This is a genomic window from Pseudomonas sp. C8002 (assembly GCF_013385765.1).
GTDB lineage: Bacteria > Pseudomonadota > Gammaproteobacteria > Pseudomonadales > Pseudomonadaceae > Aquipseudomonas.
The window spans coordinates 57374-69171 of sequence record NZ_JACAPJ010000026.1 but is presented as its reverse complement, the minus strand read 5'-3'; the positions used below and the strand labels follow the sequence as shown (position 1 = coordinate 69171).

The following is an 11798-nucleotide window of genomic DNA, read 5'->3' as shown; positions in this document are numbered from 1 at the left end:
AATGTTTGATCTCATGGATTTCGAAGCCGAGCTTCGTCAGGACGGCAAGCCCTTGCATCTCGCTGTCTTTTTCACTGGCCCTGACTTCTTCACCGGAAGCCAGATTGCTCACGCCCTGCAGACTCAGTTGCCCCGCCACGTTATGCCAGATGCGCTGCTGTTCCTTGTTCCCAAGTACACGCTTGAAGAGTTCAAAGCTCACAAGGCTGACAGGGCTTCGCCACTGATGGCTCAGTTTGAGCGAAAGGGGCCGGGCTCACCTCAAACGTACGGGGTGGGCTTCTATGATGAGACAGGTGCGATCACCGACTATGTGCATGTTTCAGGCATTGATACCAAGGTCGGTGCGGTGATAAAGGCTCAATCGCGAGCCATTGCAAAAGCTGGCCTTGCTAGCCTGGTCAAGCGCTCCGACGTATTGAAGAAAGCACCCGCGGGGTTCTTCTACTCAAAACCCTCGTCTCGCGCCTCAAACTATTTCATCCGTGCTGAGGATCTGCTCTCAGAAGCGCACCATGCCCATTTCTTGGCGTTTGCGTGCTTGCCACTCATCAAGAAGATCAAAGACAAAAGGCAAGCTCCCCCCGATATCTTGTACGTGGACACGATCGCATTACTGCCATTGGCTTTTTCCTTGCAAATGTACCTCATGCGTTTCAAGCAGCCGCTTATCGCGGACATTCGATCTTTCCACTCGCATGAAGGCTTGGTCAAGGATGGGCCTCTGCCGCAAGGCGCGTCCGCGATGTGCCTGATCTCGGCCTCCACTCGATGCGGGCTGGCAGACCAGTGGGTGAAGATCAACAGTGCTGACTCGTGTCTTGTGACGACCATCTTGTCGTTCGAGCCCACTTCGGACAGTTGTTCGATATTGCATACTCTGAAGCAGCCAGCGGATTTTGAAGTGCTCAACGAGGGAGACTCCGGTGGCACGGGGCTCATCCGTATTCACGGGGAGCGGTTCGTGGCTGAGCACAGTGACACCAAGCTCCTGAACATCACCACTGACCACGCCCCAACGATCCTTCAGCCCAAGTTCTATTTGTATATGGGCGAAGGTCTGTTCAGCTGTTTCAGACAGGACAAGCCTGGAACACGGTCGCGAACGGTGCATGTCGATAAGAGCAAGCTGATTGAAACTCCAGGGTTCAAGGAATGGTTCGACACCGTTCTGCTGGAAGAAGCGGTGTCATCCACGCGGTGGATCATTCACGATGACGATGAAGCAAGTGCCCAGCTAGCGGACAAAACCATTGCCTACCTCGAAGAGTGTGGAGTTAAGATCGAAAACAGGGTGTCGTTTGATGATTTCAATGCTGGTACGAGATTCGATGGTTCGGTGATTGTCCTGACCGCTGCAGTTGAGCGTGGCTCTCGGCTACAAAGCGTTAGTCGGCGGTTGCGTACTGCCCAGCGGAGTGGCACTCGTCTCTACATAGCAGGTGCGCTGTTCGGCCGAAGCTATCAGACGATGAGGGAGCTGCATGCCAACCTGACACAGCCAGCGAAAGACCATAGCCGATTTATCTTCAAAACCTACATCGAGATCCCTGCTGCTGAACTGGCATGCGCGCGGCACTGGGAGGAAGAGCGGGATCTACTGCAGTCCTTGCATTCGATTAGCAGTAAATTTTCTGACCCGATCAGTAAGCGAATGGAAGTCTTTAACCAAGCGCCTGCTCAGGGACTGGCGTTGAATCCTTTCTGGCCCAGCAGCCAGACTGGTGAGCCGATGACGCTGGCTCGAGGCTTCGCGTTCGTGGATGGCAAGCCCGAGGGAAAAACTAACGTCACGGTTGCAACGTCCACGGACATCTTCCTGACCATCTTATGGATTCTGCAAAACGCCAGGTACGGCGAAAAAGTTGCGAACGCCAAACGCCTGGAGTCAGGTGAGCTCCAACAAGTGCTGTTGTCGCCAGAGGTGTTTTCAAGATTCGACGACGGTGTGATTCAGGCAGCGTTCCTCCATGCTGCGTTACCAACAGAGCTGGATTACCGTGCCAATGAAACCCAAAGCTTGGCGATGTCGGACATTATCTATCGCCTGGCCGCAGGTTATGGGTACGAACGAGGAGAGGCAGCCATGGAGTTCGTGATGGCGTTGGCCATCGAAAAAATTCGACTCCATAAGACCGAAGATGCGCGCCTACGACAAAGGCTAATCAAGGTTTTGGAAGACAAAATCCCTGAAATCGTACACCTGCTTGACCCTGAAGCGGGGTCTCCGCTTTAAGTTTATACCTCCGCTCCTGAATTCAGATGCCAACCACCCCTAGCTTATGGCCGGGGGTGGCCTATTTCACCGCGGTGTCAGTTGAGTCCTATGGCGAAACTCTCAATAGCTTCCTGGTTAACTGTCTAATTTGATACCGTTCACCGAACAATAGCGATAAACCAGTATCCTTATTGAAAGGCCGGGGCGAAGATTTTCACGTGATAGCAGTCTCCCGGCTGCTTGAAAAAATTTCCAAGTCAGAAGCTGACCTGCGTTGCGGATGCCATCTGCCGATTCAGTACGGTGAACATAACCTACCACCGCTTGGGAGCACATTCGATCAGAGGCATAACAACTGCTCAGGTAAACATGCGGGATTTCTAGGCTACTGTTCTTTACATGGACATAACCAAAATTACCTTGATCCGGATCACCCTCTCCAAGTGGATATCCGTCAAGGCATTGCGATGCTGGCAGACCTCCCGTCAAACCAGCTTTGGTCTGGAATAGACGGTTGCAGTGCTCCAAACTACGGCATGCCATTGTCGCGCCTTGCGTTGCTCTGGGCGCGTCTTGCCACCGGCGAGTCGGGCATTGATAGTGATCACGATAATGCATTGTCTTCGATTGCTTCCGCGATGGCTTCCCACCCCGAGATGGTGTCAGGTACGGGTCGTTGTGATCAGGCCATAGCGCTCGCATCTAATGGCGATTGCATTGCTAAGGTCGGCGCAGATGGGGTCTACACAATTGGGATTCGTAGTCGCGGCCTGGGTATAGCTATCAAAATTGCAGACGGAAGCCTAGGGCCGCTTTACACGACCGCTGTCAGCGTACTACTACAGCTGGGCTTGATTCGCGAACATGAGCTTCTAAAGCCATGGGTTGATCCAGCTGTGAGGAGCATTGCGGGTGAGTGCGTAGGTCAATTGCAGACAAGATTGCAGCTAGCCAAGCTCTGAGATCCGGCCACTCGATTCCCGATCACCCAAGCTGCTACACGGTATGTTCGTTACAAAGCCGTAAGGTGGATTCGCCAAGCGCTTACGACGTGGGTGCGGTGTAAAGGTGTGTTCGCCATCCGCTTACAGATGGAGCGCAGCCCAGTCGATTGTCATTGCGAGTCCACCGTCGTACCACGTCCACGCCGGTAGACGGGTATCGACGTACTTTGGCTGATCATTGGTGCGCGTTCGAATCGCAACCTGAGCCGGCCCCTTGAACATGTAGGCTGGCAAAGAGGAGGAGGGTGACGCGTGTTCTTGATCAACTGATATGGTCACGGCGAACCTCCTTAACAGTCAAGTCGGCTCCAGGCTGCCGAGGCTCGCTGGGCGTTGTGGAGATTGACCGACTCGGCTAAATAACGACTTGCATAACGACGTGGCATCGTCGAAGTCTCAGACCAACCGCAGACTCGTCGGAATTCGTCCGTGCCGCGCTCGAGGTCATGCCCACGCTTTTCGACCAGGTAAGCCAAAAACCGATCTGCAAAGGTATGGCGAAAGTCATGCGCAGATAGTGTAGGCAACAACCCCGGATGAGCCAGTTCAATGGTCAGGAACAGCCGATCTAGCACGTTCGACAACGCGCGGATCGACAGCGGGCGGCCTCGATCCGAGATGAACAAATAGCGGTACAGCAATTTCATAGGTTTTCGGTCACGCTTTGGGCGTCGCTCGCTCTGAATATAGCGCTCGTAGACCTCATACAACTGTGTCGAGATGTCTACGGTCCGGCCGTGTGTTTTCAGTGCAGGCTCTTCACCGCGCGGATCTCCTGGGTCATGTTCGCGGTCATTGATGCTGAGATAAGCATGCTGAGAACCCTGATTGATATCGGTGGCGTAGAGCTTGAAGCTCCCCGCGACGGATACCGGTCTCCAGCAGCAATTCAATCATTAGCCAATTGCGCAACTGCAGCCGTTCTGGAAACGGATTCTCCGCGGAGCCCGGGCGAATCAATGTGCGAATGATCTGGAGGTGAGTATCTGTCAGGCTGCGGTAACGAGAGTGGTCAGGACGAGCGTTGATGATATGGCTCTCAAAGCGCCGCTCAATGACGTCGGCGACATCTGCAAATACAACTTCGATGTTAGCCTGGGTGGTTGAGTTGTGACGTGCGCGCGGAATGTAACGGGTGACGCACCAGGACAGGTACTGCTTCAGCAACCGCAGGTACTGGTCACGGGTGCGCGGATCAATCTGTGGAAAAGGTGCCATTGTAGCTTTGCGGATTCGGGCGACAAGATTATCGGCTTGACCAGCTTGCACGAGCAACGGCAGACCTGACCTGAAGAGAAACGGCACTGAATCAGTTTCATCGGCAGCCACCACATTGAATGACTCGCCATGAACATAAAGACAGGGCCCGTTGAGAGATTGGACGTCAGAAGCGTGTTTGTCGAATCAGTACCATATGAGCCTCATGAACATTTATAACATGGCATATGATTTAACATAATATACATTATGCGTAATCATATGATCCGTTATCAGGGCCAGTGCCAGCCAGATTTCAACCAGTGCACCACGCTCCTCATCGACCAAACCCAGCCTGTCTCGATTTGGTCGATGAGCCTGGATCACACCTGAGCGAAACCGCCATCCACGAACATCTCGCTGCCCGTCATGAAGCTGCTCTCATCCGATGCCAGGAACAATGCCGCATTCGCCACTTCATCTGGCTGCCCCATACGACCCAGCGGTACACGCGTAACCATCGAATCGACAATCGCATCCTTCTGGCCGGTACCTGATAGCGCTCTGTCCAAACCTGGTGTCGTTGTCGGCCCAGGTGAAAGCACGTTCACGCGAATACCTGTGCCTTGCAGATCCAGCGCCCAGCTTCTTGCGAAGTTTCGCAGTGCGCCTTTCGACGCGCTGTAGACGCTGAACGCTGCGGTGCCCATCGAGGCCGTCGTCGAACCTGTCAGCACAATCGAGCCACCGGCGCTCATCAATGGCAACGCGTTCTGTACGGTGAACAACGTGCCTTTCACGTTCACGCCAAAGGTGCGATCAAACGATTCCTCCGTGATCGCACCAATGGGCTCCAGATCCCCAAGGCCCGCATTGGCGAACAACACATCAACACGACCTTTGTCAGCCTTGATCTGTGCGAATACCCGCTCAAGATCACGCAGGTTTGAAATGTCGCCCTGGATCGCGATCGCGTCATGCCCGATCAGGACCAAGGCTTTGTCCAGTTCATCCTGGCGGCGTCCCACGATAACGACCTGTGCACCTTCGGCCGCAAAGCGTATGGCGCTGGCCAAGCCGATCCCGCTGTTGCCACCGGTGACGATGGCGATTTTCCCGTTGAGCCTGCTCATGAGTGTTTCCCTCAAATGTTGAGGCCCAAGCGTAGATCTGCGCTATTGTTTTGAATAGTATGCACCTTTTGGTAAGTACCCAGCCTGAGGGCAAAAACATGTCAAACAGCACCTTTAACTGCGGGCTCGACGCCGCCCTGGCGGTGATTGGCGGGAAATGGAAACCGTTGGTCCTGTATCACCTGGCCCATGAAGTTCACCGTTATGGCGAACTGCGGCGCGCCGTTGGCGGCGTGACGGACAAGGTGCTGATCCAGCAATTGAAGGAGCTGGAACGCGATGAGATCATCGCGCGCATCGACTACAAGGAGATACCGCCAAAGGTCGAATACTCCCTGACTCCCTTCGGACGCTCGCTGGCCCAGGCATTGGGGCCGCTTTGCCAATGGGGCACCGACCATATGCTGGCGGTTGAACGCATCAGTGAGCGCCGAGCGACCGCCCTCGCCCAGCCTTAAATTCGCGAAATATCCAACTCGACTAAATGGATATTTAGTTGAGTTAAATCAATACCTTACGTCTATCTCCCGTATCCATTGCCTATTCACGACACCCTGCCGTTGGTGACTCTGTAGCGAGTCTGTAAACACCGGCTTGTATGCGCCGAGGGCGATCACTAAGCTGGCCCCTCTTTTTTACCGCCGCCCGGAACCACCATGTCTCGAAGTATCGCCCACCTCGCCCTGCTGCTGGGGTTGATCACCGCCGTCGGCCCGTTTGCCATCGACAGCTACCTGCCGGCGTTGCCGACACTCGGCGCCAGCCTGCATGCCTCGCCTGCCGCGGTGCAGATGAGCCTGACGGTGTTCTTCATGATCATCGGTGTGTGCCAGCTGTTCTACGGCCCGATCAGCGATGTGTTCGGGCGCAAGCCGCCAATTTATGCCGGCCTGGCGATTTTCATCGTGGCCAGCATTGGTTGCGCCCTCGCCCCCTCCATCGAGGTGCTGATCGGCTTCCGGGCGTTGCAGGCCTTTGGCGCCTGCGCCGGGATGGTGATTCCACGGGCGATTGTGCGTGACTTGTACACCGGCCATGAAGCCGCGCGCCTGATGGCGTTGCTGATGCTGGTGGTGAGCATTTCACCGATTCTCGCACCGCTGGCCGGCAGCGTGATCATTGCAGTGTGGAGCTGGCGCGAAGTGTTTTGGGTACTGGGTGTGGCCGCAGTGCTGTGCCTGATCATGACCGCCGTGCAACTGCCGGAAACCCACCCCGCCGAACGCCGCCTGGGCAAGACCCTGGGCAATGCGTTCGGCAGCTACGGCGCGTTGCTGCGTGATCCGGTGTTTACCGGGTTGTCGGTGGTGGGCGGTTTCGGCCTTGCGACGTTCTTCGTGTTCATCGGCAGCGCGCCATTCGTTTACATCGAGTACTACGGGCTCACGCCAACGCAATTCAGCCTGTGCTTTGCCCTCAACGCGGCGTCGTTTTTTGCCCTGAGCCAGTTGACCGCGCGCTTGAGTGCACGCTTCGGCCTGGCGCCGTTGATTCGCTGGTCGGTGGCGGGCGTGGCGACCGTCATGACCTTGCTGGCACTTACCACACTGTGGGGCAACAGCCTGCCGTTAATGATGGCACTGCTGTTTATTGGCTTTGGCTTTCTCGGCTTGCTGTTGCCGGCGGCCGGCGTGTTGTCCCTGGAAGATCACGGTGCCGTGGCCGGTTCGGCCTCGGCGCTGTTGGGCGCGATCCAGATGATCACCGCCGCCGTAGCCATGTCCCTGGCCGGCCTGTTCGCAGACCACACACCGGCGCCGATGTTGATCGGCATCGCCCTCAGCGCCGTGGCAGCGATGCTGACGGTGTGGTGGACGCTGCGCCGCCTGCCGGCACACCTGCAACCTCAGTCGCGCACCTGACCAGCGGAGATTGGCGCCCCGGTCTGGAGCCCCATTGCTGCCAAATAAGCCCACGGGTAAATCCCCCGCTGGTGCCCATCGCTGAAAATCAACTGCACGCCATACCCCTGGGGATGGACCTCCAGCACCCGGACACGGTCCGACACCAGCGGCGGCATGCCTCTCAATCGGAAGGCCCGGCACTGCGAGCACGGGCATTCACGGCGCAGGCGAGCGTGGTCGATCCATTGCACGCCGTCGCGCCATTCCAGCCTCAAGCGCCCATCATCATCGCGGCCAATGCCGTTCGGTGCACTGTTCATTGCAGTTGTGCCAGGGCAATGCGCACCGCCTTGCGTACTTCCGGGTCGCCATCGTCGGCCGCGTCACGCAGCGGGCCAAGGGCCTGTCGGTCGCCCAACTCGCCCAGCGCCAGGGCGGCTTCCTTGCGCAGGTTACTGATGCTGTGGCCCAACGTCAGGAGCAGCGCCTGCAACGCCGGTGCATACCGCAGGCGCCCAAGGCTGCGGGTGGCGCGCAGGCGGACTTGCCAGTAGTCATCGGCCAGCGCCGTGATCAAGGCGTCTCCCGCGCGGGTGCTACCGACTTTGCCCAAGGTGGTCGCGGCCTCTTCCCGTACTTGCCAGGTGGCGTCCTGCAACGCTTCATACAGCGCCGGCAGTACCCGCTCATCACTGGCCAGGCCGAGGGCGCCGGTGGCGGCACGCCGGACTTCGGTGTCCGGATCGCTGCTGGCCAACCTCGCCAGGGCGTCCAATGCCGGCAGGTGCTTGAGCCAGCCGAGCACACCGACCGCTTCGCGGCGCACCCCCGCATCGGTATCGTTCAGCGCCAGCATTGCCGACGGCGCCGCCGCTTCAAGGCGCAACTCGCGCAGGGCACGGAAGATTGCCGTGCGCACGCTGACGTCGGCGTGGGTGGCCCACGGCAATAACAGCCGGCCCGCCTGCGTCGTCTTGAGTACGCTCAAGCTCTGGGCGGCGGCATCACGTACCGACGCTTCAGTGTCGGTCAGCGCCTGGCACAGCGCCTCGACCACTGCGTCTTCTTCCCACGCCTCCAGCAGGCTGGCAGCCTGGGCGCGCACGTCGGTGGCCGGGTCGTGGCGCAGGCTGTCCACCAGCCACACCAGGCCGTCGGGGTCTTCCAGGTCAGCCAGGTCAATCAGGGCGATCCGGCGCATGCCGGCATCCGGCGCTTGCAGCCGGGGGCGCAGGGCTTGGATGTCGGGGTTTTCGGTTTCATAGGTCATATGGCAAATCGCGGTCTTGGGTGATCGTTGGGTAGCCCGAGCGGGTTCAGCCGTGGTAACTGGCGACCATCTTCGTGGTGCAGCAGTTCCAGGCAATGGCGCTTGAGGTGGGTAAATTCCGGCGAGGTCATCAGTTCGGTGCTGCGCGGCCTTGGAAAAGTCAGCTGGAAATCCTCGATGATGCGCCCGGGGCGCGGGCTCATGACCAGGATGCGGTCGGCCAGGAACAGCGCTTCGTCGATGTCATGGGTGACAAACACCACGGTGGTGCGGATGCGCGTCCAGATGTCCAGCAGCAAGGCCTGCATCTTCATGCGGGTCAGGGCATCCAGCGCGCCGAACGGCTCATCCATCAACAGCAGGCCGGGACGATTGATCAACACCCGGGCAATTTCCACCCGCTGCTGCATGCCACCCGACAGCTGGTTGGGCCAGCGCTCGGCAAAACCTTCCAGGCCCACCAGGTGAAGGATCTCATCGGCGGCGGCCAGGCGCTCGGCCTTGCCTACGCCGCGCATCTTCAGGCCGAAGGCAACGTTTTCGCGCACCGAACGCCAGGGGAACAGCGTGTGTTGCTGAAACACCATGCCCCGTTGCTGGGACGGCCCGGCAACCGGCTGGCCATCCATTTCCAGCGTGCCCTGGCTTGGCGTGAGATGCCCGGCCAGCGCGCCGAGCAAGGTCGATTTGCCACACCCGGACGGGCCGAGGATGCACACGAACTGCCCCGGCTCGATCCTGCAATCCAGGGCTTTCACCGCCTCGAATGCCTGCTGCTGTTCGCCCAATACAATGGACAAGCCGCGTATGTCGACACGGCCTTCAAGATGACTCATCAGGCTTTACCTCGTGGTCGATGCCAGGGAGTGAACAGTGCGCCGAGACGCTTGACCAACAGGCTGCTGCCCATGCCCAGCACGCCGATCAACAGCATGCCGACGACAATGTCGGCATAGTTCTGGATGGTGTAGGACTCCCAGGTGTAATAGCCGATACCGTACTGGCCGGAGATCATTTCCGCTGTCACCAGGCAGAACCACGAAGTGCCCATGCCAATCGCCAGGCCGGTGATGATGCTCGGCGCGGCGCCCGGCAAAATCACCTCCAGCAGGATCGCCCGGCGCCCTGCCCCCAGGCTGCGCGCCGAGGCGATCAGCCGAGGATCGACGCCTTCCACGCCATGCACCGTATTGAGCAGCACCGGAAACAGCGCGCCGGTGAAGGTGATAAAGATCATCGACAGCTCCGACGACGGGAACATCAGGATCGCCAGCGGAATCCAGGCCACCGCCGGGATCGGCCGGATCACCTCCAGCGGCGGCAACAGCAGGTCTTCCGCCCACTTCCAGCGGCCAATCGCGATGCCCAGGCCGATCCCCACCAGCGCGGCCGCCAGGTAGCCCTCGAACACCCGGGTCAGGCTTGCGCTCAAGTGCCGCACAAGCTTGCCCGAGTCCGCCAGCCCCAGGGCAGCCTGCACCACGGAGCCCGGCGTGGGCACATTGGCAAACGTCACCAGCCACAGGTTCCAGTGCTGGCTGGCCGCCAACTGCCAGAACAACAGGCACAACAGCAAGGAAGCGGCCTTGGGCAGCCAGCGCCATGGGGTGCTTGTCATGAACACGCTCCCTCAGCGACCGGCAACGGCCTGCGCGCCGGCGTCGGTGAAATTGAACACCTTGCCGCCCTGGGCCTGGGCAAATTGCTGCGCCTGGCCCTTGAGCAGGAATGCACTGAGTTGGCCGTGCTGGTTGGTGGCAAACCAGGCCTGGCTCGCCAGTAGCTTGATGCCGCTGTCTTCGGCCTGGGCATACACGGCGCGCACCGCCTTGCCCTGTTTGTTCAGGCTGTCCAGCGCCGTGAACGCCGCCTCGGCCGACGCGTAATCACGCACCTTGGGCTCACCCTTGACCCAGATTTGCGCGACGTGTTTCCAGTCGGTGATCGGCGCGCCGCTCAGGGCGTCGTTGGCCTTCAACGGCGCCTGGGCGTAGTTGCCCAATTGCGCCGCATAGTCCAGGCCCGAGGCCTTGAACGCGGCACGGATGTACTGGTCATCGATAAAGGTATTGAGGTCCAGGCCACGGTCGGCCTTTTTCAGCAGCTTGAGGGTGTCGATCGCGGTGCCCACGGCCTGGCGGTATTCGGGCTTCCAGCTCAAGTCACGGGTCTGCACGCCCAGCGGGCCATGGAACAGGTAGTTGACCTCGGCTTCGACGCCTGTGACTTTTTCGATCAGCTCGCTGTACTTCTCCGGCTCTGCGGCCAGCAACTGATTGGCCTCGATACTCGCGCGCAGGTAGGCGACGACCACTTCCGGATACTGTTTGGCATAACTTTCGTCCACCAGCGCGCCGTGGAACGTCGGGGTGTTGGATTGCGAGCCGTCGTAGATCTTGCGGGCGAAACCACGGTTGGGGAACAGTTCGCCGAACGGCACAAAGTCGGCATGGGCGTCGATCTTGTTGGCCTGCAACGCCGAGCCTGCCACTTCGGGCGCCTGGGCAATGATGTTGACGTCCTTGAGCGGGTCCCAGCCCTGGGCCGCAACAGCACGCAGCAACATGCCATGGGCCGTGGAGGCGAACGGCACGGAAATCGTCTTGCCTTTGAGGTCCGCCAGGGACTGGGCGCTGGAAGCGACCGGCACCACAATGCCGTTGCCGCTGCCCTTGATGTTGCCCGACAACACGCTGATGAACAGGCTGTGCTTGCCCGCCGCCTCGAACGCTACGCCGTTGAAGGCACCGGGGAAGTCGGCCATTGTGCCAAAGTCCAGTTTGCCGGCGACCATTTCATTGGTCAGCGGCGCGCCACTGGTGAAGTTTTTCCACTGCACGTCGTAGGTCGCGTCCTTGTACTTGCCGTCGTGCGGCAGGTATTTGTCCAGCAGCCCCAGCTCGCGGATCAGCAAGCCGCCCGCGGCACAGTTGATGGTGGTGTCCTGGGTGCCGATGGCCACCCGGATCGTTTGTGCCTGGGCCGACAGGCTCAAGCAAGCCAGCACCAGGCCGGCCAGGGTTGCGCGCAATAACATTGGGTAGTTCCCCTCGAATCATGGTTGAAGGAATCGTCTCCGCCACGGTCTGGCGCGGTGGGAAACGAGGGGGTGTGGCTAGGGCTGCGTCCGGG

The 11798-nt window shown here is 59.2% G+C and carries 12 protein-coding genes; 4 read left to right on the top strand and 8 right to left on the bottom strand.

Annotated elements, in window-relative coordinates:
* Position 1: 1 nt before the first annotated feature.
* Positions 2-2236, top strand: coding sequence for a hypothetical protein (locus HX814_RS25395; RefSeq protein WP_177009524.1), 2235 nt, complete (start codon positions 2-4; stop codon positions 2234-2236).
* 173 nt (positions 2237-2409) lie between these two features.
* The gene (locus HX814_RS31800) at positions 2410-3180 is read left to right on the top strand and encodes an asparaginase (protein WP_177009523.1); all 771 of its coding nucleotides are present in this window, start codon (positions 2410-2412) and stop codon (positions 3178-3180) included.
* A gap of 332 nt (positions 3181-3512) precedes the next feature.
* On the opposite strand, the gene HX814_RS31560 is transcribed toward HX814_RS31800, so the two are convergent.
* From HX814_RS31560 to HX814_RS25380, 3 genes are all read right to left on the bottom strand, one after another.
* The gene (locus HX814_RS31560) at positions 3513-3932 is read right to left on the bottom strand and encodes a hypothetical protein (protein WP_256344052.1); all 420 of its coding nucleotides are present in this window, start codon (positions 3930-3932) and stop codon (positions 3513-3515) included.
* Between the two features lie 82 nt (positions 3933-4014).
* Complete coding sequence (locus tag HX814_RS31555) at positions 4015-4551, bottom strand: hypothetical protein (RefSeq protein WP_256344051.1); 537 nt, start codon at positions 4549-4551, stop codon at positions 4015-4017.
* Positions 4552-4802: 251 nt separating this feature from the next.
* Complete coding sequence (locus HX814_RS25380) at positions 4803-5552, bottom strand: SDR family NAD(P)-dependent oxidoreductase (protein WP_003217670.1); 750 nt, start codon at positions 5550-5552, stop codon at positions 4803-4805.
* A 98-nt stretch (positions 5553-5650) separates the two neighbouring features.
* Between HX814_RS25380 and HX814_RS25375 the strand changes: the two genes are divergently transcribed.
* Together HX814_RS25375 and HX814_RS25370 are read left to right on the top strand one after the other, a co-directional pair.
* Positions 5651-6010, top strand: coding sequence for a helix-turn-helix domain-containing protein (locus HX814_RS25375; RefSeq protein ID WP_008433396.1), 360 nt, complete (start codon positions 5651-5653; stop codon positions 6008-6010).
* A gap of 198 nt (positions 6011-6208) precedes the next feature.
* On the top strand, positions 6209-7414 hold the full coding sequence (locus HX814_RS25370; protein ID WP_008433402.1) for a multidrug effflux MFS transporter: 1206 nt from the start codon (positions 6209-6211) through the stop codon (positions 7412-7414).
* Here the strand turns inward: HX814_RS25370 and HX814_RS25365 are convergent.
* Genes HX814_RS25365 through HX814_RS25345 form a run of 5 tightly spaced genes read right to left on the bottom strand, consistent with a single transcriptional unit; the run spans position 7399 to position 11703 of the window.
* Positions 7399-7716 carry a DUF971 domain-containing protein gene (locus HX814_RS25365; protein WP_008433404.1) on the bottom strand — a complete coding sequence of 106 codons (318 nt, stop codon included), beginning with the start codon at positions 7714-7716 and terminating at the stop codon, positions 7399-7401. The genes HX814_RS25370 and HX814_RS25365 overlap by 16 nt on opposite strands.
* Positions 7713-8666, bottom strand: coding sequence for a HEAT repeat domain-containing protein (locus HX814_RS25360; protein WP_177009522.1), 954 nt, complete (start codon positions 8664-8666; stop codon positions 7713-7715). The genes HX814_RS25365 and HX814_RS25360 overlap by 4 nt, the downstream gene beginning before the upstream one ends.
* Complete coding sequence (locus HX814_RS25355) at positions 8663-9502, bottom strand: ABC transporter ATP-binding protein (RefSeq protein ID WP_008433408.1); 840 nt, start codon at positions 9500-9502, stop codon at positions 8663-8665. The genes HX814_RS25360 and HX814_RS25355 overlap by 4 nt, the downstream gene beginning before the upstream one ends.
* Complete coding sequence (locus tag HX814_RS25350) at positions 9502-10284, bottom strand: ABC transporter permease (RefSeq protein WP_003217654.1); 783 nt, start codon at positions 10282-10284, stop codon at positions 9502-9504. Before HX814_RS25350 ends, HX814_RS25355 begins: the two co-directional genes overlap by 1 nt.
* Before the next feature lie 12 nt (positions 10285-10296).
* Positions 10297-11703 (bottom strand): ABC transporter substrate-binding protein, encoded by a 1407-nt coding sequence (locus tag HX814_RS25345; protein ID WP_177009521.1) that lies wholly within the window; start codon positions 11701-11703, stop codon positions 10297-10299.
* Between the last annotated feature and the right edge of the window lie 95 nt (positions 11704-11798).